This is a genomic window from Streptomyces sp. BF23-19 (genome assembly GCF_041106355.1).
GTDB classification, from domain to species: domain Bacteria; phylum Actinomycetota; class Actinomycetes; order Streptomycetales; family Streptomycetaceae; genus Streptomyces; species Streptomyces virginiae_A.
The window spans coordinates 1-24,832 of record NZ_JBGBPT010000114.1 but is presented as its reverse complement, the minus strand read 5'-3'; the positions used below and the strand labels follow the sequence as shown (position 1 = coordinate 24,832).

Here is a 24,832-nt window from a genome sequence, read left to right as displayed (position 1 = left end):
GCCCGCTCGTGGACCGTGACCCGGTGCCCGGCCCGGGTCAGCTGCTGCGCCGCCGCCAGTCCGGCGGGGCCGGAGCCCGGGCCGCGGCCGATGAACCCGTGACCGCCGAGACCGTCGAGGCGGCCGACCCCGCCACCGGTGCGCTCCGTGCGCTGCGCGCCCTGGCCGCCAGGGACCGCGAGGCCTTCGGCGTCGAGCTGACCGCGCTGCTGCTGCCGTACTCCCGCCTGCGGGACCCGCGGGCCGAGCCGCGCACGCTGCTGCCCCTGCTGCCGCTCGCGCTGGCCGCGCTCGGCCACCGCCGCGAGGGCTGGCCGCCGCCGGTCGATTCGGGCTACCTGCCGCGGGCGCTGGTCGCCGGCTTCGAGACGCCGGCGCCGCGCGTGGGGCCGTACGGGCGCGAGCGGCGTGCGGACGCCGTCGCGGCCCTGGCCGTGGGCCCGCTGGTCGTCGAGCGCCCTGACATGCCGGAGGCCGCCGGGCACGCCGACCACCTGGTGCGCGAGCTGTACGAGGCCGTCCGCGCGGGCGGCACGGCCTCGGGCTCCACCCGGTCGGACCGCCCGCTCGGCCCCGGATACTGGTACGAGGCCGTGAAGCGTGCCCTGATCACCGGCAGCCGTGCGGAACTCGCCCCGCTCGTCCTCAGCGGCCCCAGCGCCTTGGAAGCGGACCGATCCGCCTTCGCCTCGTACCGGCAGGCCCTGCACGACTACCTGCGGGGCGAGGACCCGGAGCCCGCGACGGACCGGGCGGTCGCCGACGTCAAGCAGATCCGGGAGTGGGGGTTCGCCCCGTCACCGGCCGTGCTCTTCTCGCAGCTGGTGGAGGGCGACGAGGAGAGCTTCAACCTGGCCCTGGCCGACGCCCTGGAGGCCCATCGCGACCACCACTCGGTGGGCGACCGGCTCGTCGGCGCCGGGGCGGACGCCGCGGTCGACTTCGACATCCTGGCGCTGGCCTGCCACGCCCGCCGCCGGGGCTGGCGGATCCGGGTCTCGTCGGCGTACCTGCCGGAGGTCCTGCTGGGAGCGGCCCAACCGTTCTGAGGGCGGCGGACCGGGCCGACCTAGGCCGTCTCTTCCGGATCTTGCCGGGCCCGGCCCACCTGACAAGATCCGAAAGGGACGACCTAGGTCGGGAAGGCCCGGTCGAAGGCCTCGCGGGTGGTGGGGTCGCGGTCGAGGATGCCGAACACGACCTGCTCGAAGACTCCGGCGAACCGGTCCGCGAGCAGGCTCCGGAAGGCTTCGGCGACCTGCGCCGGGTCGTTGCGGAACACCCCGCAGCCCCACGCCCCCAGCACCAGTCGCCGGTACCCGTGCAGCGCGGCCACCTCCAGGACGAGCTCGGCGCGCCGCGCCAGCGCCGCCGGGATCTCGGCGGTCCGCTCCGGCTCCTGCCGGCGGATCGTGCCCGCGTTCGGCGCAGGCGAGGTGAGGAATCCGACCCGGAACGGGGTCTCCAGCAGCCCGCCGCGGTCGTCACGGAAGACCGGGACCCCGGGCGAGTGAATCACCCGGTCGGTGTAGAAGGTGCTGCGCTCCGCGCGGTGGATCTCGTAGTACTCCGGAGCTTCGAGCAGGGTCTCGTACAGGGCCGAGGCTCGGCACAGCGCCTCCTCCTGGGCCTTGGCCCCGCGGACATAACCACCCCCGGGGTTACGGGCCGAGGCGAAGTTCAGGACCGCGACGGGAGACGGATCCGGGTGGTCCGGGGTGGGAGTCGCGAGCCTGCGGGCGGCGACCGTGCTGCTCTCTCCGGTGACCTCGATGACGGTCACGCCACCACCGGAAGGGGTCTTTTCATCTGGAATGACATGGTTTGGTCCATATATTCTGGTTCCTGCCTTGGCTTCCGCCAGGGCGGCGGCCAGCGGAATCTGCCGTCCCGCCCGCGTCCGGTACCCCCCGGCCGCCAGGATCTCCGCGTTCTCCCGCGCGATCTCGCGCAATCTGCTGCTCACGCCGCCATCCTCCGTACTGCGATTCCCGGCGGCAAAGGAATTTGTGCCCCGAGGAGGGGTAGGCACGGGTGATGTCACGACCGACGACAGGAGACGAGGACCCGGTATGTCCCAGGACTCAACCGCTCCCCCACCCGCGCCCGGCCCGACCCCCGTGCCCTCGATCAGCGAGACGCAGGCCGAGGACCTGATCCACGGCATCTGTTTCAAGACCGGCCCGCCCCGCCTCCTCGGTGCCGAGCTCGAATGGCTGGTCCTGGACGCCGAGCGTCCCGATCAGCCGGTGTCGCCCGAGCGGCTACGGGCCGCCCACACCGCGGCCCGGGCACTTCCCCTGCACTCCCGGGTGACCGTCGAACCCGGCGGGCAGCTCGAACTCAGCTCGGCCCCCGCCACCTCCCTCACGGGCTGCGTGGACGACCTGCAGGCCGACCTCACCGCCGTACGCGCCGCCCTGCAGGACCAAGGCCTGGTCCTGCGCGGCCTCGGCCGCGATCCCCGCCTCCCGTACCGCCGGCTGCTGAACAGCCCGCGCTACGACGCGATGGAGGCCTACTTCGACCGGACCGGACCGGCCGGGCGCGCCATGATGTGCGCCTCCGCCTCCGTGCAGGTCTGCGTGGACGCCGGGTACGAGGAGCCGGGCGTGCTCGGCCACGGCCGGCGCTGGCGCCTCGCGCACCTGCTGGGCGCGGTCCTGGTGGCCGCCTTCGCCAACTCACCCGCGCACGAAGGCCCGTACGCCGGCTGGCGCTGTGCCCGCCAGGGGATCTGGAGCGATCTGGACACCCGACGCGCGCTCGCCCCGCCGCTGGACGTGGAACCCCGCGGCGCGTGGACCCGACAGGCCCTGGACACCGAGGTGATGTGCGTCCGGTCCTACGAGGGCGACGGTTCGTGGGAGGCCCCGCTCGGTACGACCTTCCGCGACTGGTTGCGCACGGGCGAGCACTCCGGGCTGCGGGCGCCCACCGCCGAGGACCTGGACTACCACCTGACCACCCTCTTCCCGCCGGTCCGGCCGCGCGGTCACCTGGAGCTGCGGATGATCGACGCGCAGCCCGGCGACGACGGCTGGCTGGTCCCGGTGGCCGTCGTGCACGCGCTGTTCGACGATCCGGAGGCCACCGAGACCGCGTACCGGGTGACCAAGGCGCTGGCCGACTCCTACGGCACCCGGCCCGCGCCCCGCAATCCGCTCTGGCGGTCGGCGGCCCGGCACGGTCTGTCCGATCCGGAGCTGCGGGCTTCCGCGAAGGCCTGTTTCCGGGCGGCCGCGGAAGCGCTGCCCCGGCTCGGCGCGAGCACGCACCTCCGGGACACGGTCGGCGCCTTCACCGAACGCTACGTACTACGTGGCCGATGTCCGGCCGACGACGCGTCCACGCAGGTGCTCACCGGAAAAGAGGTCCGCCGATGACCACCGGATCACCCTCCGCCCCCACCTCCGCTTCCGACTCCGCCTCCCGGCTGCGGGAGCGGGCGGCCGCCGCCCTGACCGCGGCACGCATACGCACGGCCGGCCTCACCGACGCCGTGACCGACGAGGACCTCACCGCCCAGCATTCCCCGCTCATGTCGCCGCTGGTCTGGGACCTGGCGCACATCGGGAACCAGGAAGAGCTCTGGCTGCTCCGACGCGTCGCCGGACGCGAATCGATGCGCCCCGAGATCGAGCCCCTCTACGACGCCTTCCAGCACCCCCGCGCCGAACGGCCCAAGTTGCCGCTGCTCGGGCCCGCCGAGGCCCGTCGGTACGCAGCCGAGGTGCGCGGCCGGGTCTTCGACCTGCTGGAGAGGACGCCCCTGGAGGGCAGCACGCTCCTCGACGACGGTTTCGCCTTCGGGATGATCGCCCAGCACGAGCAGCAGCACGACGAGACCATGCTGATCACCCATCAGCTCCGGCGGGGCGCTCCCGTACTGACCGCCCCGGAGCCGGACGGCCCCTACGATTCCTCGCTCGCCGCCGAGGTCCTCGTCCCCGGGGGTCCGTTCACGATGGGCACCTCCACCGAGCCCTGGTCACTGGACAACGAGCGTCCGTCGCACGTGCGGGACACCGCGCCCTTCTGGATCGACACCGTGCCGGTGACGAACGCCGCGTACCTGGCGTTCATCGCCGACGGTGGCTATCGCGATCCACGCTGGTGGGCGGCGCCGGGCTGGGAGCAGATCCGCGAGCACTCCATCGAGGCCCCGTTGTTCTGGCACCAGGAGGCCGGCCAGTGGCTGCGCCGCCGCTTCGGGGTGATCGAGCCGGTACCGGACGAAGAACCGGTTCTGCACGTCAGCTGGTACGAGGCGGACGCCTACGCCCGCTGGGCGGGGCGGCGGCTGCCCACCGAGACGGAATGGGAGAAGGCCGCCCGGCACGATCCGGCGACCGGCCGCTCCACCCGCTACCCGTGGGGCGACGCCGACCCGACGCCCGCACACGCCAACCTCGGGCAGCGGCACCTGCGCCCGGCGCGCGCGGGCAGCTACCCGGCCGGGGCCTCACCACTCGGGGTGCGCCAGCTGATCGGCGACGTGTGGGAGTGGACCTCCTCCGATTTCCTGCCGTACCCGGGCTTCCGGGCCTTCCCGTACCGGGAGTACTCGGAGGTGTTCTTCGGCTCCGAGCACAAGGTGCTGCGCGGCGGCTCCTTCGCCGTGGACCCGGTGGCCTGCCGGGGCACCTTCCGCAACTGGGACCTTCCGGTGCGGCGGCAGATCTTCTCCGGCTTCCGGACCGCGAGGGACGTCTGATGTGCCGTCATCTCGCCTACCTGGGCCCGGTGGTGCCGCTCGGGGAGTTGCTGAGCGAGCCGGGTCACTCGCTGGTGCGCCAGTCCTGGGAGCCGCGCCGCCAGCGGTCCGGGACGGTCAACGCCGACGGCTTCGGCATCGGCTGGTACGCGGAAGGCGACCCGGTGCCCGCCCGCTACCGGCGTTCCGGGCCCATCTGGGGCGACCTGACCTTCGCCGATCTCGCCCGGGTGGTCCGCAGCGGGGCCCTGCTCGCCGCCGTACGCGACGCCACGGATCCCGGGGCCGACGGGGAGGCGGCGGCCGCACCGTTCGCCGACGGACCCTGGCTGTTCAGCCACAACGGCGCGGTGCGCGGCTGGCCCGAGTCCGCCGCCCCGCTCGCCGCGGGGCTGCCGCCCGCGGCGCTGCTCCGGCTGGCCTCGCGCACGGACTCGGCGCTGGTCTGGGCGCTGGTCCTGCACCGGCTGCGGGCCGGGGACGACCTGGGTACCGCGCTCGCCGAGCCGGTCCGGGAGCTGGCCTCGGCCGCTCCCGGCTCCCGGCTGAACCTGCTGCTCACGGACGGCGTCACGATCGCCGCGACGGCCTGGGGCGATTCGCTCTGGTACCTGGCCGACGCGCAGCGGCGGCGCACCGTGGTGGCCTCCGAGCCGTACGACGACGACACCCGGTGGCGCGAAGTGCCCGACCGGACCCTGCTGACCGCCACCCGCACGAGGGTCGAACTGACCCCGCTCAAGGAGAACTCCCCGTGAACGACTTTCAGTTGACCCGGACACTCGACGAGCACGCCGCGGAGACCGCGCTGCGCGAGGACGTGCTGCACGGGCTGACCCACACCCCGAAGATCCTGCCGCCCAAGTGGTTCTACGACGCGCGGGGCAGTGAACTCTTCGAGGAGATCACCCGGTTGTCCGAGTACTACCCGACGCGCGCGGAGCGCGAGATCCTGCTGGAGCGGGCGCGGGAGATCGCCGTCGAGAGCGGCGCCCGCACCCTGGTGGAGCTGGGTTCCGGGTCCTCGGAGAAGACCCGGCACCTCATCGAGGCGATGCCCGCGCTGGACACGTACGTGCCGGTGGACGTGAGCGAGAGCGCGCTGCGGGGGGCGGCCGAGACGCTGCTGGCGGAGCATCCGGGGCTGCGGGTGCACGCCCTGCTGGCCGACTTCACGCGTGCGCTGCGGTTGCCGGACTCCCCCGGGCCCCGGCTGGTGGTGTTCCTGGGCGGCACGATCGGAAATCTGTTGCCGCCGGAGCGGGCGGTGTTCCTGGCGTCCGTCCGGGCGATGCTGTCGCCCGGGGACGCGCTGCTGATGGGGACGGACCTGGTGAAGGACGAGGCCGTGCTGGTGGCGGCGTACGACGACGCGCGGGGGGTGACCGCCGAGTTCAACAAGAACGTGCTGGCGGTCGTCAACCGGGAACTGGGGGCGGACTTCCACACGGCCGACTTCGCGCATGTGGCGGTGTGGAACAAGGAGCAGGAATGGATCGAGATGCGGCTGCGGGCCCGATCGGACCTGGTGGTGAAGATCCGGGCCCTGGATCTGGTGGTGCCGTTCGCGGCGGGCGAGGAGATCCTGACGGAGGTCTCCGCGAAGTTCCGTCAGGAGGGCGTGCGCAAGGAGCTGGCCGCGGCCGGGCTGGAGCTGACCCAGTGGTGGACGGACGCGGCGGGCCGGTTCGCGCTGTCCCTGTCGGTCGCCGACGGCCTGCCCGACTGAGTGGGCACGCCCGGTAGCGGGTTCAGGGTGGTGGTGATTCCGGCTCCGACCCCGGGGCCGGCGACCGCCCGCTGAGCCGCTGCCGCGAGGTCCCGCCGGTGCGCGTACCGGCCCGGCGGGATCCGCGGCAGCAGCCTGACCTCGGCCCGCACCCCGCGGGCCCGCGCGATCCGCCACAGCGAGGCGGTCAGCGGGTCGTCCCCGACGAAGGCGGGCGCCCCGGCCGGCCTCCCGTCGCACCGCAGATACGTGAGGCGCAGGGGTTGTACGGGGACCCGCGCGTCCAGAGCGGCCTGGAAGGCGGCCCGGCGGAAGGTGCCCTGGGCCCGCCCGCACCAGGTGGAGCCTTCGGGGAAGACGGTGACCCGGTCCCCGGCCAGCAGCGCTCCGGTGACGGCCCCGACGGTGGCGGGCAGGGCTCGGATCCGGTCGCGCTCGATGAACAGGGTGCCGGCCTGTCCGGCGAGGCGCCCGAGCACCGGCCAGGCCCGGATGTCGCTCTTGGCCAGCATCCGGCAGGGCAGGGCGGCGGCCACCAGCGGGATGTCCAGCCAGGAGATGTGGTTGGCGACCAGGAGCCGGCCGCCGCCCGGCCCCGGGCTGCCGTGCACGGTGATCCGTATCCCGAAGGCCCGTACGAGCGCGGCCGACCAGGCCCGTACCACCGCGTGCCGGGGCCCGGCCGGCAGCAGCCGGACCGGCGGGGCGCCCAGGATCCCCAGCAGGATCAGGGCGACGGCGGCGGCGAGTCTGAGCACCGCCCGGGGAACGCTCACGGTGTCCCCCTCGTGGCCGGCGCAGGCCTCGGGGGTGCACGGCGAGGTGGGCAGCCAGACGCTCATGCGCCCGGGACGAGCGAACGGAAGTGCTTCAGGTAGCGCGGGTTGGTCCGGCGCAGGGAGAGCAGCACGTACAGGTCGGCGCAGCCGAACTCGGCGTCGAGGGCGGGCTCGCCGCACACCCAGGCGCCGAGGCGGAGGTAGCCGCGCAGCAGCGGGGGCAGCTCCATGCGGGCGGGGAAAGTGATGCCCTCGGGGCTCCAGGGGAGGTGGGGGGTGACCCGGTACTCCTCGGGGGCGAGGCTGCGGGTCAGGGCGGTCTCGCGGGTGGCGGCGGCCAGGACCCCGCCGTCGGCGAGCGGTATCGAGCAGCAACCTGCGAGCCAGTTGTGCCCGGATCGGTCCATGTAGTGGGCGAGGCCGGCCCAGATGAGGGCGATGACGGCGCCGTTGCGGTGGTCGGGGTGGACGCAGGAGCGGCCGACCTCGACGAGGTCGGGGCGGATGGGGGCGAGGGCCGAGAGGTCGAATTCCCCCTCGGAGTAGAGGCGGCCGGCGACGGCGGCGCGCTCCGGGGGCAGCAACCGGTAGGTGCCGACGACCTGCTCGGTCGCCTCGTCGACGACGAGGAGGTGGTCGCAGTACGCGTCGAAGGCGTCGGCGTCGAGGCCGGGCTCGGGCCCGTCCAGGCGGGCGCCGAGCTCACCGACGAAGACCTGGTGGCGCAGGCGCTGGGCGGCGCGCACCTCGTCCTCGTCGCGGGCGAGGCGAACGGCGTAGCGGGGTCCTTCGGACGGCGCGCCGGGCGCCGGGGCGTGGGCCCTGACGGGGGCGGGGCGGGTGGCGGGCGCGGCTGTGGGTGCGGCTGTGGGTGCGGGGGCCGGCGCCGAAGCGGGGAGGGGGGACGGGGACAGGGGTGCGATGGTCATGGCGGCTCCTGATCCGGGCACGGAGGGCCAGGCCCGCAGGTGCGTGGCCTGGCTCCTTTACTTCTTCCGTGGCCGGCTGGATTCGACATGACCGCTCAGCGGCCCTTGGATGTGCGGACGCTGAACTCGGCGGTACCCCCGTTTCGGCGGCGGCTCAGCGGTCGGAGCTGAGGACCTTGCCGATCTCCGCGGAGGCGGCCTTGGCGGCCTGCTCGGGGTCCCGGCCGGTGAGCACGGCCGTCATGAAGGGCTTGATCGGGTTCTTCGCCTCGACCTCGGCCCAGCGGGCGGAGGTGGGGGTGGCCCGGCCCTGGGCGGCGCCGGGAGCCATGTTGGCCGCGCCCTCGTTGCCCTCGACGACATGGGCGAGGGTGGTCTTGTTGGGCACGTAGCTCATCGTGCGGGCGAGTTCGGTCTGCCACTTCTCGCTGACGAGGGCCGTGATCACGTCCACGGCGCCCTTCCGCTGTCCGGTCCGCGCCGGGATGATCAGGTCGGAGCCGCCGGTGAAGACGGCGCCCGCCTTCTCGGAGGTCTTGCCGGGGATCGGGAAGAAGCCGAGCTTGCCCTTCAGGGCCGGGTTGGCCGCCTCGATCTCGGCGGCCTGGCCGGGCGGGGCGATGATCTGGGCGACCTGGCCGCGGGCGAAGACCTGGGACTGCGGGGGCGTCTCCTCGTCGGCGTCCTTGGGGCCGTCGCCGAGGGCCTGGAGCTGCTTGTAGAAGTCCATGCCGGCCAGGGCCTTGTCGTCGTCCAAGGCGCCGACCCACTTGCCGTTGGTCTCGACGGCGAGTTCGCCGCCCTCGTCCCAGATGAAGCCGGCGAGGACGTACCAGTTCTGGCCCGCGAGGTAGATGCCCTGCTGGTCGCCCTTGTCGAGCTTCTGGGTGGCCTGGATCCACTCCTGGCGGTTCCTGGGCGGGGTCTTGATCCCGGCGGTCGCGAAGAGGTCCTTGTGGTAGATGACCACCCGGTTGGCGGCGTACCAGGGAACTCCGTACTGGGCTCCGTTGATGGTTCCCGGTTCGGCGAGGCCCTTGAGCCAGTCCTTGCTGCCCCATTCGCGCAGGCCTTCGAGGGTGAGCTCTTCGAGGCCGCCGGTCTCGATGTACTTGGCGACCTGGGTGTTGCCGACCTCGATGACGTCGGCGCTCTCCTTGCTCGTGCCGTCGAGGACGGCGTTGACCTTGTCGCCGATGCCCGTCCACTCCTGGATCTCGACGTCCAGGTCGATGCCCGGGTGGTCCGTCTCGAACGCCGCGGTGAACTTGCCGATGAAGTCCTCCGAGGCGCTGCCCTTCATCAGCCAGAGCGTCACCTTGTCCGACCCTGCGGCCGGGTCGGCCGACTGGCTGCAGCCCGTGAGGGCGGTCGCGGCCGCGAGGGCGGTGCACACGGCGAGGAATCGCATCTTCAAGAGGGCCACCTTCTGGGCTCGGACTCAGATGGCTCGAAATTGGCATAGACCAATAGGCCGGTCAAGGGCCTTTCGCTCGGGACTGTTCGCTCAAAGTTCGCGTAACCGGACTTACTGGGGCACCGTAGAACCAGGCAAAAGCCACCCACTGTCGGGAGACCTCCATGTCCAATCACACGTACCGGGTGACCGAGATCGTCGGCACCTCCCACGAGGGCATCGATCAGGCCATCCGCAACGGGATCGCCCGGGCGGGCCAGACCGTACGGAATCTGGACTGGTTCGAGGTGATTCAGGTACGCGGCCACATCGAGAACGGGGAGATCGCCCACTACCAGGTGGGGCTCAAGGTCGGCTTCCGCCTGGACGGCGAGGACTGAGCCCGGCGGCCGCCGACACAGCGTCCGCCGGCACCGGGCCCGCCCCCTTGGGAGGTGTCAGGTCCGGCCGTCGACCTCCTGGGCGGACTCCAGCTCCGGCGCGTCCGGCGCCCAGTCGGCGAGCACCACGCGGAAACCGGCGGCGCGCGCGGCCTGGCAGACGAGTTCGTCGTCGTCGACGAGCATCCGCACCTCCCGGCCCCGGGAGATCCGCCGCAGCACCTCCAGCTTGGTGGTGCGGGCCGGCCGCCGGTCCTGGTTGCCGCGCATGAACAGCCGCCCCTCGGGCAGATCGTGGCGGGCGAGCCAGTCGAGCGTGTCCGCGCGGCACCGCTCGGGGCGCCCGGTCAGGTACACCACCTCGCAGTCGGCCGCGCTCTCCACCGCCAGCGCCACCCCGCGCCCGAGCGGCGGATCGGCCGGGGCGGCGGCGAAGAAGCCGTTCCAGTCCCGGGGTCGGCGCTCCAGGAAGTGCTGGCGATGGTCGGTGTCCGCCAGGGTGTTGTCGAGGTCGAAGACGGCCAGCGGCCGGGTGGTGTGCTCACTCATCCCGCCAGCGTAGGAGAGCCGTACGGGGAATCCTCAGGGCCGCCGGGCGTTGAGTCCTGTGTGATCCGAAAACTCTCGATACTCGACCGGTCGCGCACCCGCCAGGGCCACCCGGCCCCGCAGGCCCTGCGCGACACCGTGGAGCTGGCCCGGACGGCCGAGGAGCTCGGCTACCACCGCTTCTGGGTCTCGGAACACCACAGCGTGCCCGGCGTCGCGGGCTCGGCGCCGACGGTGCTGGCCGCCGCCGTCGCCGGAGCCACGCACCGGATCCGGGTCGGCACGGGCGGGGTCATGCTGCCCAACCACCAGCCGATGGTGGTGGCGGAGCAGTTCGGGGTCCTGGAGGCGCTGTTCCCCGGCCGGATCGACATGGGCCTCGGCCGTTCCGTCGGCTTCACCGGCGGCATCCGGCGGGCACTGGGCCGTGACACCGGGGACGCCGACCGCTTCGAGGAACAGCTGGCCGAGCTGCTGGGCTGGCTCGACGGCACCCAGCGGGCCCACCCCGAGGTGCACGCCCACCCCGCCGAAGGGCTGCGGATCCCGACCTACGTCCTGGCGACCGGCGAGGGCGCAGGGATCGCCGCCCGGGCCGGGCTGCCGCTGGTGGTGGGCGACCTGCGGGCCCGCGACCGGGTGAGCGGGATCGCCCGGGCGTACCGCAAGGAGTTCCGACCCTCCCCCGGGGTCACGGAGCCGTACGTCGTGGTGTCCGGAACGGTGGCGATCGCCGCCACCCAGGAGGAGGCCCGCCGCATCCTGATCCCGGAGGCCTGGGCCCTGGCGCACTCCCGCACCCGCGGCAGCTTCCCACCGCTGCGCCCGGCCGAGGAGATCGATGCGCTGGAGATGACCGCGAAGGAGCGCGAGCTCTACGAGGGCGCCCTGGCCGGCCACATCCACGGCACGGAGGAGCAGGTGGCGGCGGAACTGGCCGAGGTCGCGGAACGGACCGGCGCGGACGAACTGCTGGTCACCACCTCCACCTACGACCGCACGGCGCTCCTGGACTCCTACGCGCGACTGGCCCGGATCGCGGGCCTGTGAAGGCGAGCCTTTAAAATAGGACGAATGCACCAGGCCGCCGGTATCCCCGCCTCTCCCGCCACGCCCCTCGACCCCTACGTACGGGTCCGGGGCGCCCGGGAGCACAATCTGCGCGGCGTCGACGTGGACATCCCGCGCGACGCGCTGACCGTGTTCACCGGGGTCTCCGGCTCCGGGAAGAGCTCGCTCGCCTTCGGCACGCTCTACGCCGAGGCCCAGCGCCGGTACTTCGAGTCCGTGGCCCCGTACGCCCGCCGTCTGATCCACCAGATCGGCGCGCCGAAGGTGGACTCCGTCACCGGGCTGCCGCCGGCCGTCTCGCTGGAGCAGCGGCGCTCCTCCCCCGGTTCGCGCTCCTCGGTCGGCACGGTGACCCTGCTGTCCAACTCCCTGCGGATGCTGTACTCCCGGGCCGGAACCTACCCGCCGGGCGCGGAGCGGCTCGACTCCGACGCCTTCTCGCCCAACACCGCGGCCGGGGCCTGCCCTTCCTGTCACGGGCTCGGCCGGATCCACCGCAGCAGCGAGGAACTCCTCGTCCCCGACCCCGGGCTGTCGATCCGTCAGGGTGCCATCGCCGCCTGGCCGGGCGCCTGGCAGGGCAAGAACCTCCGGGACATCCTGGACACGCTCGGCCACGACGTGGACCGGCCCTGGCGGGAGCTGCCCGCGAAGGACCGTGAATGGATCCTGTTCACCGAGGAGCAGCCGGTGGTGACCGTGCACCCGGTGCGGGAGGCGGAGCGGATCCAACGGCCCTACCAGGGCACGTACATGAGCGCCCACCGCTACGTTATGCGGACCTTCGCCGACAGCAAGAGCGCCACCCTGCGGGCCCGCGCCGAGAAGTTCCTCGCCGACTCGCCGTGCCCGGTGTGCGAGGGGCGACGGCTGCGACCGGAGGCCCTCGCCGTGACCTTCGCCGGGCGGACCATCGCGGAGCTGGCGGCGCTGGCGCTGACCGACCTGGACGCCGTACTGGCCTCCGTACCGACCTGCGCGCCGTCGGCCGGGGAGGCGGCGCGGGTGCTCGCCGAGGACCTGCGCTCCCGGATCGGTCCGATCACCGAGCTGGGGCTCGGCTATCTGAGCCTCGACCGGACCGCGCCGACCCTGTCCGCGGGCGAACTGCAGCGGCTGCGGCTGGCGACGCAGCTGCGGTCGGGGCTCTTCGGGGTCGTGTACGTCCTGGACGAGCCGTCGGCGGGGCTGCACCCGGCCGACACCGAGGCGCTGCTGGGCGTACTGGACCGGCTGAAGGCGGCCGGGAACACGGTCTTCGTCGTGGAACACCATCTCGATGTGGTGCGGCACGCGGACTGGCTGGTGGACGTGGGTCCACTGGCCGGGGAGCACGGCGGGCAGGTGCTGCACAGCGGGCCGCCGCGGGACCTGGCCGAGGTGGCGGGGTCGGCGACGGCCCGGCACCTGTTCGCGGCGCGGGAGCCGGTCGGCGCGCCCCGGCAGGTGCGCACGGCGACCGGGGCGGTCCGGCTGACCGGGGTGGACCGGCACAACCTGCGGGAGCTGGAGGCCGAGTTCCCGCTCGGGGTGTTCACGGCCGTGACCGGGGTGTCGGGGTCGGGCAAGTCCACGCTGGTGGGGCAGGTGCTGGCCCGGGAGGTCGGTGAACGGCTCGCGGAGGCGGACTTCCCGGTGCGGCGGCTGGTGGAGGTGGACCAGAAGCCGATCGGTCGGACCCCGCGGTCCAACCTGGCCACGTACACCGGGCTGTTCGACGTGGTGCGCAAGCTGTTCACGGCGTCGCCCGAGGCGCGGGCGCGCGGCTGGAAGGCGGGCCGGTTCTCCTTCAACGTGCCGGGCGGGCGGTGCGAGACCTGCCAGGGCGAGGGCTTCGTCTCGGTGGAGCTGATGTTCCTGCCGAGTACGTACGCCCCGTGTCCCGAGTGCGCGGGCGCCCGGTACAACGCCGAGACCCTGGAGGTCCGGTACGAGGGCCTGAACATCGCGGAGGTGCTGGGCCTGACGGTGGAGTCGGCGGCCGCCTTCTTCGCGGAGGTGCCGGCGGCGGCGCGCAGCCTGCGGGCACTGGAGGAGATCGGGCTGGGCTACCTGCGGCTGGGGCAGCCGGCCACCGAGCTGTCGGGCGGCGAGGCGCAGCGGATCAAGCTGGCGACGGAGCTGCAGCGGCTGCGCCGGGACCACACGCTGTACCTGCTGGACGAGCCGACGACCGGGCTGCATCCGGCCGATGTGCGGGTGCTGCTGCGGCAGTTGCACGGGCTGGTGGACGCCGGGCACTCGGTGGTGGTCGTGGAGCACGACATGGCGGTGGTCGCGGGCGCGGACTGGGTCATCGACCTGGGCCCGGGCGGCGGCACGGCGGGAGGCCGGGTGGTCGCCGCGGGTACGCCGTCGCAGGTGGCCTCGGCGCCGGGCAGCCGTACGGCCCCGTACCTGGCGCGGGCCCTCGGGACCGGCCCCGACGACGAACCGATCCGCCGGTGAGGCTCAGACGTCGCCGGGCAGCAGGTGCTGGGGCAGCTCGCGGAAGCTCCACCGCCCCTGGCGGCGGGTGAACATCCAGACGAGGTCGTGCCGGTCGGGCCAGGTGGCCGGGGTGCCGGGGACCCGGTCGGCGCCGAGGGCCTGGATCAGGCGCGGGATCCCGCTGTGCTCCCAGCAGACGAGTACGGGCATCGGCGCGGCCAGCGCGGCCTGCGCGAGGGCGGCTTCGGCGCCGACGGCGAACTCGGCACGGACGGGGGCGCGCAGGGCGGTGGCGAGCGCCGTCACCGTCTGCCGGGACCGCGCGGGGACAGCGGCCCCCTTGCCGCCGCCCGCCGCGAAGACCGTCGCGGGTCGGGGCAGCGAGGAGCCGGGGGCCGGTGGGAAGAGGCGCGGGAGCCGCTCGGCCCGGCGCCAGCCGCGGCCGGCCAGCGAACCGGGGTCGTCCTCGCCTTCCGCGTCCCGGCCGACGCCACCGGCGTACGGCCTCTCCGCGTGCCGGATCACCATGACCAGGGCGTCCTCGGGTCCGGCCGGCGCTCCGGGCGCCGGGGTGCGGGCGGCTTCCCCGACTTTCCCGGCTCCTCCGGCTCCTCCGGCTCCTCCGCCGGAGCACCCGGCTCCGGCCAGCGGGGCGAGGGCGGCGGCCAGTACGGCTCGGCGACGCGGTCCGGACCCGGCGGGGGCTTCTGGCATGGCGCCACTGTCCCTCACGGCCCGGGCGGCGCCGGGGCGCGGCGCGGTACGGGGCCGCGCCGGTCAGCCGATCGGCGCAGGGGGACCCCCGGGGTCAGCGGGGGCCCTTGCGTACCGCCCTCAGCCACTCCTTGTTCATCGCGGCGATCGACGGCAGCGGGATGCCCTTCGGGCAGGCCGTGGCGCACTCGCCGGTCAGGGTGCAGCCGCCGAAGCCCTCCTCGTCCATCCGGGCCACCATGTCCAGGACGCGGGTCTCGCGCTCCGGCGAGCCCTGCGGAAGGACGTTCAGGTGGTTGACCTTGGCGGAGGTGAAGAGCATCGCGGAGCCGTTGGGGCAGGCCGCCACGCATGCCCCGCAGCCGATGCACTCGGCGTGCTCGAAGGCGAAGTCGGCGTCGGCCTTGGGCACGGCGGTGGCGTGCGCCTCGGGGGCGGAGCCGGTGGGGGCGGTGATGTAGCCGCCGGCCTGGATGATCCGGTCGAAGGCACCGCGGTCGACGACGAGGTCCTTGACCACCGGGAAGGCCGCGGCCCGCCAGGGCTCGACGTCGATGGTGTCGCCGTCGGCGAAGGACCGCATGTGGAGCTGGCAGGTGGTGGTGCGTTCCGGGCCGTGGGCGTCGCCGTTGATGACGAGGCTGCAGGCGCCGCAGATGCCCTCGCGGCAGTCGTGGTCGAAGGCGACCGGGTCCTCACCCCGCAGGATGAGGTCCTCGTTGAGGGTGTCGAGCATCTCCAGGAAGGACATGTCCTTCGAGATGCCGTCGACCTCGTAGGAGACCATGTGGCCGGGGACGTCGGCGCCGCGCTGGCGCCAGACGCGCAGGGTGAGCTTCATGCGTAGCTCCGCTGGGTGGGGTGGACGTACTCGAAGACGAGGTCTTCCTTGTGCAGGACGGGGGCGGCGCCGGTGCCCTGGTACTCCCAGGCGGCGGCGTAGGCGTACTCCTCGTCGCGGCGGGCGGCCTCGCCGTCCGGGGTCTGGGACTCCTCGCGGAAGTGGCCGCCGCAGGATTCGGCGCGGGCGAGCGCGTCGAGGCACATCAGCTCGGCGAGTTCGAGGTAGTCGACGATGCGGTTGGCCTTCTCCAGCGACTGGTTGAACTCCTCGCCGCTGCCCGGGACCTTGATCCGCCGCCAGAACTCCTCGCGGATCTCGGGGATCCGCGTCAGGGCCTTGCGCAGCCCCTCCTCGTTGCGGGACATGCCGCAGTACTCCCACATGAGCTCGCCGATCTCGCGGTGGAAGGAGTCCGGGGTGCGGTCGCCGTCGACGGCGAGCAGCTGGGCGAGGCAGTCGCGGACCTCCCGTACGGCGGCGGCGGCCTCGGGGTGGGTGTCGTCGACGGTGTCCTGGTGCGGGTGGCGGGCGAGGTAGTCGTTGATCGTGGAGGGGAGCACGAAGTAGCCGTCGCCGAGCCCCTGCATCAGGGCGGAGGCGCCGAGGCGGTTGGCTCCGTGGTCGGAGAAGTTGGCCTCGCCGATGGCGAAGAGGCCCGGGACGGTCGTCTGGAGGTCGTAGTCGACCCACAGGCCGCCCATCGTGTAGTGCACTGCGGGGTAGATCCGCATGGGCACCTCGTACGGGTTCTCCGCGGTGATCCGCTCGTACATGTCGAAGAGGTTGCCGTACTTCTCCGCGACCTTGTCGCGGCCCATGCGGCGGATGGCGTCGGCGAAGTCGAGGTAGACGCCTTGGCCGCCGGGGCCGACGCCGCGGCCCTCGTCACAGACGTTCTTCGCGGCGCGGGAGGCGATGTCACGGGGCACGAGGTTGCCGAAGGAGGGGTAGATCCGCTCCAGGTAGTAGTCGCGCTCCGCCTCGGGGATGTCGGCCGCGGCGCGGGTGTCGCCCTCGGCCTTGGGGACCCAGATGCGTCCGTCGTTGCGCAGGGACTCGCTCATGAGGGTGAGCTTGGACTGGTGGTCGCCGGTGCGCGGAATGCAGGTGGGGTGGATCTGGGTGAAGCAGGGGTTCGCGAAGTACGCGCCGCGCCGGTGCGCCCGCCAGACGGCGGTCGCGTTGGAGTTCATGGCGTTGGTGGAGAGGTAGAAGACGTTGCCGTAGCCGCCGCTGGCCAGGACCACGGCGTCGGCGTAGTGCGTGGAGATCTCGCCGGTGATCAGGTCGCGTGCGACGATGCCGCGGGCCACTCCGTCGACGACGATCAGGTCGAGCATCTCGGTACGGGCGTGCATCTCGACGTTGCCGGCGGCGATCTGACGGGAAAGTGCCTGGTAGGCGCCGAGCAGGAGCTGCTGGCCGGTCTGGCCGCGGGCGTAGAAGGTGCGGGAGACCTGGACCCCGCCGAAGGAGCGGGTGTCGAGGAGACCGCCGTACTCGCGGGCGAAGGGGACGCCCTGGGCGACGCACTGGTCGATGATCTCCACCGAGATCTGGGCGAGGCGGTGGACGTTGGACTCGCGGGCGCGGAAGTCGCCGCCCTTGACGGTGTCGTAGAAGAGGCGGTGCACCGAGTCGCCGTCGTTGCGGTAGTTCTTGGCGGCGTTGATGCCACCCTGGGCGGCGATGGAATGGGCGCGGCGCGGGGAATCGCTGAAGCAGAACTGGACCACGTGGTAGCCCTGCTCGGCGAGAGTCGCGCCGGCGGCACCGCCCGCCAGGCCGGTGCCGACGACGATCACTGTGTGCTTGCGCCGGTTGGCCGGGTTGACCAGCTTCGCCTCGAAGCGGCGGCGGTCCCAGCGTTCGGCGATGGGGCCCTCGGGGGCCTTGGTGTCGGCGACGGGCTCGCCGGTGGTGAAGCGGGCGTAGGCGTTGCTCATGTCAGCTCACCACTCCGGTCATGACGGCGACGGGGACGGAGACGAAACCCGCGAAGAGGACGAGGGCCAGGCCGTTGGCCAGGAACTTCAGCGTCCGCTGGCGTCGGGCGCTGCCCGCGCCGAGGGTCTGCGCGGCGCTCCAGAAGCCGTGGCGGACGTGCAGGCCGAGGGCGGCCATCGCCACGATGTAGATGGTGTTCCCGTACCAGGTGGAGAAGGTGGACAGGACGTTCTCGTACGGGTGGCCGGACCAGGCGCGCTCGTTGACGGTGAGCGTGGTGAGGTCGAGCAGGTGCCAGACGATGAACAGGCCGAGGATGATCCCGCCCCAGCGCATGGTGCGGGTGGCGTAGCTCGCGCGGCGGCGCTTGTGGGCGTACTTCACCGGGCGGGCCTTGATGTCGCGACGGCTGAGCTGGTACGCGGACACGGCGTGGGCGACGACCGCGGCGAGCAGTCCCACGCGGACGAGCCACAGGGCCCACTCGTGGTGCAGGAAGGGCGAGCCGAGGGTGCGCAGCCAGTGGGCGTAGCCGTTGAACTCGTCGGCCCCGAAGAAGATCTTCAGGTTTCCGAGCATGTGCACGACGAGGTAGCCGAGCATGATCAGGCCGGACACGGCCATCACGGACTTCTTGCCGACGGAGGAGTCCCAGATCGTGCGTGTGATGGACGGCCGTCGATCCGTCCGCGTTGCCAGAGCCATGTCTTCGACGGTAAGGACGCGGGCCCCGAAAGGGCAAAGACATGATTGAGCTGATGTCGATAGCCTGCGCCTATTGAGGGCGATAGCCTGGGCGGATGCAGTTCCAGCAGCTCCTGTACTTCGTGGCCGTCGCCGAGACCCGGCACTTCACCCGGGCCGCCGAGCGCGTGCACGTGGCGCAGCCCTCGCTCTCGCAGCAGATCAAGGCGCTCGAACGGGAGCTCGGGGCCGAGCTGTTCAGCCGGGCCCGGGGCAACATCACGCTCACCGACGCGGGTGAGACGCTGCTGCCGCTGGCGCGGCGGATCCTGGCGGACGCGGACACCGCGCGGCTGGAGGTGCAGGAACTGGCGCAGCTACGGCGCGGGCGCGTGCGGCTCGGCGCCACGCCCAGCATCTGCACGGGCTTGCTGCCGGACGTGCTGCGGGCCTTCCACGACGCGCATCCCGGGATCGAGCTGCTGATCGAGGAGAGCGGGTCGCTCGACCTCGTACGGGAGCTCGCGCGCGGGGCCCTTGACCTGGCCCTGATCGCGCTGCCGCTGCCCCCTTCGGCCCCGGCCCTGACCACGGTGGAGCTGCTGACGGAAGACCTCGTGGTGGTCTCCTCGGCGGAACGGCCGGCGCCGGGCGGGGGCGGCGAGCTGACCATCGCGGGGCTGCGGGACGAGCCGATGGTGATGTTCCGGCACGGCTACGACCTGCGGGAGCTCACGATGGCGGCCTGCCGGGCGGAGGGCTTCGAGCCGGTCTTCACCGTGGAGGGTGGCGAGATGGACGCGGTCCTGGGCTTCGTCCGGGCGGGGCTCGGTATCGCGGTGGTCCCGGCGATGGTGGTGGACCGCGCGGGTCCTGGCCTGCGGGTGACCCGGATGGCCGGGTCACCACTGCGCCGCACGATCGCCCTGGCCCACCGCACCGACGTGGCTCCGCCGCGCGCGGCGCGCGAGCTGAAGCGCATACTGCTCGGCTGACTCCGGCGCGGCGGGGCCACTGCGGGCGCAGCGGCCGTCATGGCGCCGAGGGAGATGTCGGCGGGGCGGCGGCTACCGGCAGTGCCCGGTCGAGGCCGTCCGCCAGCATCGCGAAGGCCTGGTCGGCGTCGGCCACCGCGGCCGCGTAGGCCTCGTCGGCGCTCTGGCCGGAATCGATCCGCAGCCAGTTCTCCCGGCCCAACTCGTGGCGGACCGCCACCAGGTGCATGGCCGCCAGGCGGGCGGCGAGCGGGGGTACCGCCTCCGACTCCAGCTCGGCGGCGAGCAGTTCCACCTCGCGGTCGGTGTAGTGGCCCAGTCGGCTCTTCAGACTGGCGGTGCTGTAGAGCAGTCGCGTGAAGGAGACCACGTTCGGGTGGTCGCAGAGTCCGGTGATCGGATCCCGCTCGGCCAGCGCCGCCAGGAAGTGCGCGCGCACCGCTCCCACGGGCGTGCGGCCGGCGGGTCGTTCGCGCACGACACGCGCCGCCTCGTCCTGGTGGTCGGCGAACCGGTCGAGCAGCAGGTCCTCCTTGCTCGGGAAGTAGCGGAAGAGGGTGGGCTTGGAGACCTCGGCCGCGGCGGCGACATCCGCCACCGACACGGCATCGAAGCCTCGTTCCAGGAAGAGTTCCAGCGCCGTGGCCGCCAGCCGGTGGCGCGTACGGAGCTTCTTGTTCTCGCGCAGACCCGTCGTGTTCTCCATACCGCACAGCGTAGCACGAATGCGTGACCGAGTTATTTTTTTAACCGGGTTGCTTTTTCTGTCGGGAGCCGCTTTCCTTGAGGCAACGACGAGGAGAGGACCTCCCATGACCGACGTACTGATCACCGGCTCCGGCCCCACCGGACTGACGCTCGCCTGCGACCTCGCACTCCGGGGAGTCGACGTGCGCGTCATCGACCGGCGCACCGAGCCGCACCACGAGTCCCGGGGCAAAGGACTGCTGCCGGGCAGCCTCGAGGTCTTCCGGGAGCTCGGTGTGCTGGAAACCCTGACCGCCACGGGCAATGCGAGCGTGACGCTGCGCAAGTACTTCGACGGGGAACACATCAACGACACCTCCACCGCCGCCGGCCTGCTGATCGGGCAGTGGCAGATCGAGAAGGCCCTGCGCGAGCGGCTCGCCGAGCTGGGCGTCCGGGTGGAGTACGGATCGGAGCTCGCGGCGATCACTCAGGACGACACCGGGGTGCGCGCCGAGCTGGCGGACGGCACCGTGATCGCGGCCCGCTATCTCGCCGGGTGCGACGGCGGGCGCAGCACCACCCGCAAGCTGCTCGGCATCCCCTTCGAGGGGAGCGGACAGGAGGAGCCCGCGATGGTGATCGGAGATGTCAGGGCGCCCGGGCTCGGCCGGGACGCCTGGCACCAGTGGTTCACCTCCGAGGGCACCGGAATCCTGCTCTGCCCGATGCCCGGGACGGACAGCTTCCAGCTGCAGGCCTCACCCGAGCGGGACGGGCGGGGCGAACCGGTGCCGCCGTCCCTGGAGAGCTTCCAGCGGATCTTCGACCGCGACGCCCGAGTGCCGGGCATCCGGCTCGTCGATGCCACCTGGGTCTCGGCCTGGCGGGTCAACGTCCGGATGGCCACCCGGATACGGGAGGGTCGGGTCTTCCTCGCGGGGGACGCCGCGCACGTGCAGCCGATAGCCGGCGGCCTGGGCATGAACACCGGAATCCAGGACGCGGCCGAACTCGGCCGGACGCTTGTGGCCGCGCTCACCGGGCCCGGCGGTGAGGAGGTGCTCGACAGGTACGAGGCGGTGCGACTGCCGGTGGCCGCCGACGTCCTGGCCGACACGGCGGAGCGGTACGAGCGGGTCGTGGAAGCCGTCCGGACACCCGGCCGTGGAACGGAGGTCGGCATGACCCGGACGCAGCCGCCCGCCGGAGCCTGAGGCGGCCCGGCGGGGCGGGCGTCAGGAGGGCGCGGGCACCGCGTCCGAGAGGGAGAGGGTGTGGATGCGGTCCGGTGCTCCGGGCCGGGCGTAGTACCAGCCCTGCGCGGTGTCGCAGCCGAGCGCGCGCAGCTGGGCGGCCTGGGCTCCGGTCTCCACCCCCTCGACGGTGACGGCGAGTTCGAGGCTGTGGGCCAGGGCGACGATCCCCTCCACGATCTTGACGTCGACCGGGTTGGCGGGCTGCTGCTGCATCCCCTGGGTGAAGGAGCGGTCGAGCTTCAGGACGCTGACCGGCAGGCGCCGCAGATTGGCCAGGTTCGAGTAGCCGGTGCCGAAGTCGTCGAGGGCGATGTCCACACCGAGGGCGGCGAGCCGGCGCAGCGGTTCCAGGAGCTCGTCGTCGGCCCCTATCAGGGCCGACTCGGTGACCTCCAGGCACAGCGCGCCCGGGGCGAGGCCGGACTTCTCCAGCACCGCCACGGTGTCGGCGACCAGGCCCGGGTGGTGCAGCTGGGTCGGCGAGAGGTTGACGTTGATCCGCAGGGCCGCGCCACCGTGCTCGCGCTGCCAGATGCGGGCCTGGCGGACGGCCTCCTCCAGGACCCAGCGGCCGAGCGGCACGATCAGCCCGGTCCGTTCGGCGAGCGGGATGAAGCGGTCCGGGCCGAGTACCCCGTACTGCGGGTGCGACCAGCGCACCAGTGCCTCGGCTCCGTGCACGCTGCCGTCGCGCATGTGGACCAGCGGTTGGTATTCGATGAAGAACTCGCCGCGTTCCAGTGCCGCGGGCAGGGCGTTGGTCAGGCCGTGGCGGGTGATCGCACGGGCGTCCGCCTCGGCGTCGGCGAATTCGAAGCGGTTGCCGCCGGCCGCCTTGGCCCGGTACATCGTGATGTCGGCGCTGCGCAACACCTCCGCCGGGGTGCGTTCCTTGGCCCGGCCCTCGACGATGCCGATGCTGCCCCGGACCGTCAGCTCCCGGCCCTCCAGCCGGATCGGCGTGGACAGGGCGGTCAGGATGCGGACCGCGAGGTCGGTCACCTTCTGCTCGGTGTCGGAGCCGGTGGTCAGGGCGACGAACTCGTCACCGCCGAGCCGGGCGACCACCTCGCCGGGGCCGGTCGCGCAGCTCTGCAGCCGGTCGGCGACCTCCACCAGCAACCGGTCCCCCGCCGAGTGTCCGAGGCTGTCGTTGACCGCCTTGAAACCGTCGAGGTCGAGGTAGCACAGACCGTAGCGGTCGCCTCCGGCCCCGGCGAGGGCCTTCTCCAGCCGCTCGAAGAACAGCGTCCGGTTGGGCAGGCCGGTCAGGGCGTCGTGGGTGGCCTCGTAGCGCAGGCGCAGGTTCAGCAGCCGACGTTCGGTGGTGTCCTCCATCAGCGCCAGCTGGTACTGGGGCTTCCCGTCGGCGTCGCGCAGCAGCGACACCGTCAGGTTGGTCCAGAGCACGGTGCCGTCGTGCCGGTAGTACGGCTTCTCCACGCGGTAGCTCTCGCGCTCGCCGCGCACCAGCTCGCCGTACATCCGCCAGACGTGCGGGGTGTCGTCGGGGTGTCCCCACTCGCTGACGTTGCGGCTGCGGACGTGTCCTTCCAGGCCGCCGAACATCTGCAGCAGGGTGTCGTTGACCTCCAGGACGTTCCCGTCGAGGTCGGCGATGCCGATCCCCACGGCCGCGCCCTCGAAGACCGCCCGGAAGCGCTCCTCGCTCGCGTGCAGGGCCTGCTGCGCGTCGGTGCGCGCGGTGAGGGCGGAGCGCGCGATGGCCTCCTGCTCCCTGAGGGTGCGCTCGCGCAGGGCGCGGGCGTATCCCGCCGCGATGGCGTGCTGGAGCCGGGCGCAGCGGGAGCGGTACTCCTCGGTGCCTTCCACGCCGGAGCCCTCGGGTCCGTCCGGGCCGCAGTAGAGCACCAGGTACGACTCGATCACGCCGAGGGTACCGGCCAGGGCCTCGGGGTCGGTGCAGTGCACGGCGACGAGTTCCGCCCCCACCCGCTGGGCGACCGAGGCGTCGAACGGCCTGGCGTGCAGGGCCTCGGTGAGCGTCCGGGTGAGGGGTACGAGGTGCCGTTCGAACTCGGTGCGGGTCAGCGAGGTCGCCGTGACCGGGAAGATCGCCCGGCCCCAGATCGTGGCGAAACGGGCGATCCGGTCCTCGATACCGCCGTGCGGGGCCGCCGAAGACCCGGTGGCCGGTGCCGCAGATGGCGCCGCGGCGACTTTCGGCGAGCCCGCCGTCTGTGCAGGAAGTCTCACGCCTTGCGTCCCACGCCGCCGAAGCCCGAGAAGGCGTAGGGGTCTTCCGGTGTCTCGCCGTCCTCGCCGTCGTCGGGCCGGTCCGGCCGCCAGTCGGGCATGGAGACGAGGCCCGGCTCCAGCATCTCGAATCCGTCGAAGAAGCCGCTGATCTGTTCCCGGGTACGCATGACGAGGGGGTTGCGCATGTCCCGGTAGACGCCCACGGTGCCGGCGGCGGTTTCCTGGGTGAGCGGAATCCCCTCGTACGAGGCGTGCGTGAGGATCAGCAGACTGCCGGGGGCCAGCGCGTCCCGCAGCTCGGCGACTGCGGCGTAGGGGTCGTCCGTGTCCTCCAGGAAGTGCAGGAGGGCGACGAGCAGCAGGGCGACCGGGCGGCCGAGGTCGAGCAGTCGGCCGACCTCGGGGGCGGCCAGGATCTCCTTGGGCTTGCGCAGGTCGGCGGCGACGATGCCGCTGCGGTCGTCTCCCGTCAGGACGGCGCGGCTGTGCGCGACGGCCACCGGGTCGTGGTCGACGTAGACGACGCGTGCCTGCGGGCTGGCGGCCTGGGCGATCTCGTGGACATTGCCGAAGGTGGGGATGCCGGAGCCGATGTCGAGGAACTGCGTGACGCCCTCGGCGACGGCGTGCCGGACGGCGCGGCGCATGAATGCCCGGTTGGCCTGCATGATCTTGGGCAGGCCCGGCATGAATTCCATGGCGCGGCGCGCGGTCTGGCGGTCGACCTCGAAATTGTGGGACCCGCCCAGGTAGTAATCGTAGATGCGGGACACGCTCGGCACCGATATGTCGATGCCTGGCGGGGCCCAGGCGGGGCGCTCCATCGGGGTCTCCAAGCGTTGGTCCTGCGGTCGTCCGTGTGAGGTCGGACTCCTGTCCGAGCCGAATGTACTGATCATTTCCCAACAGGGCGAGCAAAAGCGGAAATTGGCGATCCGTTCTTCGTCACACACCAAAGGCGCCGTCAGGCCGGGCGGGGGAATGACCGATACCGACAAGTCCCTTATGGGAATTGGCCGAAGGTCGATCAGAGTCCCCACACTACCGACCCATGAGTGGCTCAAACCTTACTGGTCGGCAGTCCACCCGTTCAGGCGAACCGGGGCCGAGCCTCGCGTGCCCGGGCGCGCGCGGGCCCATGCTCCCGGGGTGAACAGAGCCTGCGCCAGGCGCCTGCTGGCAGTCCCGGTCCTGCTGTGGGCGGCCTTGTCCGTCACGCCGGCCATGGCTGATAGCCGCGCCTACCCGACGACCGACTCCGGCGACGGACCGGCCGCCACCCTGGTGGCCTCGGCGGTGGCCTCGGCGGCCGGTGGCAGCGACCGCGGCCGCGGCTCGCGTGGCGGACATCACGGTGACGACCAGGGCTCCGACCACGGGAAACGTCGTGGAGGCGGGCACGGCGGGAGCCATCACGGCCACCCCCACTGCCCACCCCCGCCACCCCCTCCACCGTGCCCGCCAAACCCGCCGCCGAAGCC

Annotated in this window: 22 protein-coding genes and 1 pseudogene; 10 read left to right on the top strand and 13 right to left on the bottom strand. The window is 72.6% G+C overall.

Going from position 1 to position 24,832, the window contains the following annotated elements; genetic code table 11:
• Positions 1 to 77: pseudogene (locus AB8A24_RS39150) on the bottom strand (NAD(P)-binding protein); the annotation flags it as partial.
• Positions 78 to 98: 21 nt separating this feature from the next.
• Here AB8A24_RS39150 and AB8A24_RS39145 point away from each other — a divergent pair.
• Complete coding sequence (locus AB8A24_RS39145; RefSeq protein WP_369478874.1) at positions 99 to 1,049, top strand: immunity 49 family protein; 951 nt, start codon at positions 99 to 101, stop codon at positions 1,047 to 1,049.
• An 83-nt stretch (positions 1,050 to 1,132) separates the two neighbouring features.
• Here the strand turns inward: AB8A24_RS39145 and AB8A24_RS39140 are convergent, their stop codons facing one another.
• Positions 1,133 to 1,966, bottom strand: a complete 834-nt coding sequence (locus AB8A24_RS39140) for a TIGR02452 family protein (protein WP_369478872.1) — start codon at positions 1,964 to 1,966, stop codon at positions 1,133 to 1,135.
• A gap of 106 nt (positions 1,967 to 2,072) precedes the next feature.
• On the opposite strand from AB8A24_RS39140, the gene egtA reads away from it, so the two are divergent.
• The 4 genes from egtA to egtD are packed head-to-tail and all read left to right on the top strand — an operon-like array spanning position 2,073 to position 6,446.
• Positions 2,073 to 3,386 carry an ergothioneine biosynthesis glutamate--cysteine ligase EgtA gene (egtA, locus tag AB8A24_RS39135; RefSeq protein ID WP_369478871.1) on the top strand — a complete coding sequence of 438 codons (1,314 nt, stop codon included), beginning with the start codon at positions 2,073 to 2,075 and terminating at the stop codon, positions 3,384 to 3,386.
• A complete protein-coding gene (egtB, locus tag AB8A24_RS39130) occupies positions 3,383 to 4,717 on the top strand; it encodes an ergothioneine biosynthesis protein EgtB (protein ID WP_369478870.1) in 1,335 nt (444 codons plus the stop codon). The genes egtA and egtB overlap by 4 nt, the downstream gene beginning before the upstream one ends.
• Positions 4,717 to 5,475, top strand: coding sequence for an ergothioneine biosynthesis protein EgtC (egtC, locus tag AB8A24_RS39125; RefSeq protein ID WP_328960571.1), 759 nt, complete (start codon positions 4,717 to 4,719; stop codon positions 5,473 to 5,475). Before egtB ends, egtC begins: the two co-directional genes overlap by 1 nt.
• Positions 5,472 to 6,446 (top strand): L-histidine N(alpha)-methyltransferase, encoded by a 975-nt coding sequence (egtD, locus tag AB8A24_RS39120; RefSeq protein WP_328960572.1) that lies wholly within the window; start codon positions 5,472 to 5,474, stop codon positions 6,444 to 6,446. The genes egtC and egtD overlap by 4 nt, the downstream gene beginning before the upstream one ends.
• Here the strand turns inward: egtD and AB8A24_RS39115 are convergent.
• From AB8A24_RS39115 to AB8A24_RS39105, 3 genes are all read right to left on the bottom strand, one after another.
• Positions 6,329 to 7,288 carry a lysophospholipid acyltransferase family protein gene (locus tag AB8A24_RS39115; protein WP_369478869.1) on the bottom strand — a complete coding sequence of 320 codons (960 nt, stop codon included), beginning with the start codon at positions 7,286 to 7,288 and terminating at the stop codon, positions 6,329 to 6,331. The two genes, egtD and AB8A24_RS39115, sit on opposite strands and share 118 nt — an antisense overlap.
• Entirely contained in the window at positions 7,285 to 8,154 is an 870-nt protein-coding gene (locus AB8A24_RS39110) for a GNAT family N-acetyltransferase (protein WP_369478868.1), read from the bottom strand. Before AB8A24_RS39110 ends, AB8A24_RS39115 begins: the two co-directional genes overlap by 4 nt.
• Positions 8,155 to 8,308: 154 nt before the next feature.
• Positions 8,309 to 9,571, bottom strand: coding sequence for an extracellular solute-binding protein (locus tag AB8A24_RS39105; RefSeq protein ID WP_369478867.1), 1,263 nt, complete (start codon positions 9,569 to 9,571; stop codon positions 8,309 to 8,311).
• 164 nt (positions 9,572 to 9,735) lie between these two features.
• Between AB8A24_RS39105 and AB8A24_RS39100 the strand changes: the two genes are divergently transcribed.
• A complete protein-coding gene (locus tag AB8A24_RS39100; protein ID WP_328960576.1) occupies positions 9,736 to 9,951 on the top strand; it encodes a dodecin in 216 nt (71 codons plus the stop codon).
• Positions 9,952 to 10,008: 57 nt separating this feature from the next.
• Here AB8A24_RS39100 and AB8A24_RS39095 read toward each other — a convergent pair whose 3' ends face one another.
• Entirely contained in the window at positions 10,009 to 10,500 is a 492-nt protein-coding gene (locus tag AB8A24_RS39095) for a hypothetical protein (RefSeq protein WP_369478866.1), read from the bottom strand.
• Between the two features lie 60 nt (positions 10,501 to 10,560).
• Here AB8A24_RS39095 and AB8A24_RS39090 point away from each other — a divergent pair, with 60 nt between their 5' ends.
• Entirely contained in the window at positions 10,561 to 11,550 is a 990-nt protein-coding gene (locus tag AB8A24_RS39090) for an LLM class flavin-dependent oxidoreductase (RefSeq protein ID WP_369478865.1), read from the top strand.
• A 24-nt stretch (positions 11,551 to 11,574) separates the two neighbouring features.
• Positions 11,575 to 14,019 carry an ABC transporter gene (locus AB8A24_RS39085; protein ID WP_369478864.1) on the top strand — a complete coding sequence of 815 codons (2,445 nt, stop codon included), beginning with the start codon at positions 11,575 to 11,577 and terminating at the stop codon, positions 14,017 to 14,019.
• A gap of 3 nt (positions 14,020 to 14,022) precedes the next feature.
• On the opposite strand, the gene AB8A24_RS39080 is transcribed toward AB8A24_RS39085, so the two are convergent.
• The 4 genes from AB8A24_RS39080 to AB8A24_RS39065 form a co-directional block, all read right to left on the bottom strand.
• Positions 14,023 to 14,715, bottom strand: a complete 693-nt coding sequence (locus tag AB8A24_RS39080; RefSeq protein ID WP_369478863.1) for a hypothetical protein — start codon at positions 14,713 to 14,715, stop codon at positions 14,023 to 14,025.
• A 94-nt stretch (positions 14,716 to 14,809) separates the two neighbouring features.
• The gene (locus AB8A24_RS39075) at positions 14,810 to 15,556 is read right to left on the bottom strand and encodes a succinate dehydrogenase/fumarate reductase iron-sulfur subunit (RefSeq protein ID WP_328960580.1); all 747 of its coding nucleotides are present in this window, start codon (positions 15,554 to 15,556) and stop codon (positions 14,810 to 14,812) included.
• Positions 15,553 to 17,505: a fumarate reductase/succinate dehydrogenase flavoprotein subunit gene (locus AB8A24_RS39070; protein ID WP_328960581.1), complete on the bottom strand. Its 1,953-nt coding sequence runs from the start codon at positions 17,503 to 17,505 to the stop codon at positions 15,553 to 15,555. The genes AB8A24_RS39075 and AB8A24_RS39070 overlap by 4 nt, the downstream gene beginning before the upstream one ends.
• Before the next feature lies 1 nt (position 17,506).
• Positions 17,507 to 18,211: a succinate dehydrogenase gene (locus AB8A24_RS39065; RefSeq protein WP_328960582.1), complete on the bottom strand. Its 705-nt coding sequence runs from the start codon at positions 18,209 to 18,211 to the stop codon at positions 17,507 to 17,509.
• Between the two features lie 95 nt (positions 18,212 to 18,306).
• Here AB8A24_RS39065 and AB8A24_RS39060 point away from each other — a divergent pair, with 95 nt between their 5' ends.
• Positions 18,307 to 19,185: a LysR family transcriptional regulator gene (locus AB8A24_RS39060; protein WP_369478862.1), complete on the top strand. Its 879-nt coding sequence runs from the start codon at positions 18,307 to 18,309 to the stop codon at positions 19,183 to 19,185.
• A gap of 37 nt (positions 19,186 to 19,222) precedes the next feature.
• On the opposite strand, the gene AB8A24_RS39055 is transcribed toward AB8A24_RS39060, so the two are convergent.
• Positions 19,223 to 19,891, bottom strand: coding sequence for a TetR family transcriptional regulator (locus tag AB8A24_RS39055; protein ID WP_328960584.1), 669 nt, complete (start codon positions 19,889 to 19,891; stop codon positions 19,223 to 19,225).
• Positions 19,892 to 19,997: 106 nt separating this feature from the next.
• Here AB8A24_RS39055 and AB8A24_RS39050 point away from each other — a divergent pair, with 106 nt between their 5' ends.
• Entirely contained in the window at positions 19,998 to 21,089 is a 1,092-nt protein-coding gene (locus tag AB8A24_RS39050) for an FAD-dependent monooxygenase (protein WP_369478861.1), read from the top strand.
• A 21-nt stretch (positions 21,090 to 21,110) separates the two neighbouring features.
• Here the strand turns inward: AB8A24_RS39050 and AB8A24_RS39045 are convergent, their stop codons facing one another.
• The gene (locus tag AB8A24_RS39045; protein ID WP_328960586.1) at positions 21,111 to 23,348 is read right to left on the bottom strand and encodes an EAL domain-containing protein; all 2,238 of its coding nucleotides are present in this window, start codon (positions 23,346 to 23,348) and stop codon (positions 21,111 to 21,113) included.
• Positions 23,345 to 24,175: an SAM-dependent methyltransferase gene (locus tag AB8A24_RS39040; RefSeq protein ID WP_369478873.1), complete on the bottom strand. Its 831-nt coding sequence runs from the start codon at positions 24,173 to 24,175 to the stop codon at positions 23,345 to 23,347. The genes AB8A24_RS39045 and AB8A24_RS39040 overlap by 4 nt, the downstream gene beginning before the upstream one ends.
• Positions 24,176 to 24,832: the final 657 nt, after the last annotated feature.

Excerpts from the sequence above, each read along its gene's own strand:
- egtB (WP_369478870.1), top strand. The coding sequence starts at position 3,383 with ATGACCACCGGATCACCCTCCGCCCCCACCTCCGCTTCCGACTCCGCC.
- AB8A24_RS39095 (WP_369478866.1), bottom strand. The coding sequence starts at position 10,500 with ATGAGTGAGCACACCACCCGGCCGCTGGCCGTCTTCGACCTCGACAAC.
- AB8A24_RS39055 (WP_328960584.1), bottom strand. The coding sequence starts at position 19,891 with ATGGAGAACACGACGGGTCTGCGCGAGAACAAGAAGCTCCGTACGCGC.
- AB8A24_RS39075 (WP_328960580.1), bottom strand. The coding sequence starts at position 15,556 with ATGAAGCTCACCCTGCGCGTCTGGCGCCAGCGCGGCGCCGACGTCCCC.
- egtA (WP_369478871.1), top strand. The coding sequence starts at position 2,073 with ATGTCCCAGGACTCAACCGCTCCCCCACCCGCGCCCGGCCCGACCCCC.
- AB8A24_RS39085 (WP_369478864.1), top strand. The coding sequence starts at position 11,575 with ATGCACCAGGCCGCCGGTATCCCCGCCTCTCCCGCCACGCCCCTCGAC.
- AB8A24_RS39040 (WP_369478873.1), bottom strand. The coding sequence starts at position 24,175 with ATGGAGCGCCCCGCCTGGGCCCCGCCAGGCATCGACATATCGGTGCCG.
- egtC (WP_328960571.1), top strand. The coding sequence starts at position 4,717 with ATGTGCCGTCATCTCGCCTACCTGGGCCCGGTGGTGCCGCTCGGGGAG.
- AB8A24_RS39065 (WP_328960582.1), bottom strand. The coding sequence starts at position 18,211 with ATGGCTCTGGCAACGCGGACGGATCGACGGCCGTCCATCACACGCACG.
- AB8A24_RS39060 (WP_369478862.1), top strand. The coding sequence starts at position 18,307 with ATGCAGTTCCAGCAGCTCCTGTACTTCGTGGCCGTCGCCGAGACCCGG.
- AB8A24_RS39070 (WP_328960581.1), bottom strand. The coding sequence starts at position 17,505 with ATGAGCAACGCCTACGCCCGCTTCACCACCGGCGAGCCCGTCGCCGAC.
- AB8A24_RS39100 (WP_328960576.1), top strand. The coding sequence starts at position 9,736 with ATGTCCAATCACACGTACCGGGTGACCGAGATCGTCGGCACCTCCCAC.
- AB8A24_RS39115 (WP_369478869.1), bottom strand. The coding sequence starts at position 7,288 with ATGAGCGTCTGGCTGCCCACCTCGCCGTGCACCCCCGAGGCCTGCGCC.
- AB8A24_RS39080 (WP_369478863.1), bottom strand. The coding sequence starts at position 14,715 with ATGCCAGAAGCCCCCGCCGGGTCCGGACCGCGTCGCCGAGCCGTACTG.
- AB8A24_RS39110 (WP_369478868.1), bottom strand. The coding sequence starts at position 8,154 with ATGACCATCGCACCCCTGTCCCCGTCCCCCCTCCCCGCTTCGGCGCCG.
- AB8A24_RS39050 (WP_369478861.1), top strand. The coding sequence starts at position 19,998 with ATGACCGACGTACTGATCACCGGCTCCGGCCCCACCGGACTGACGCTC.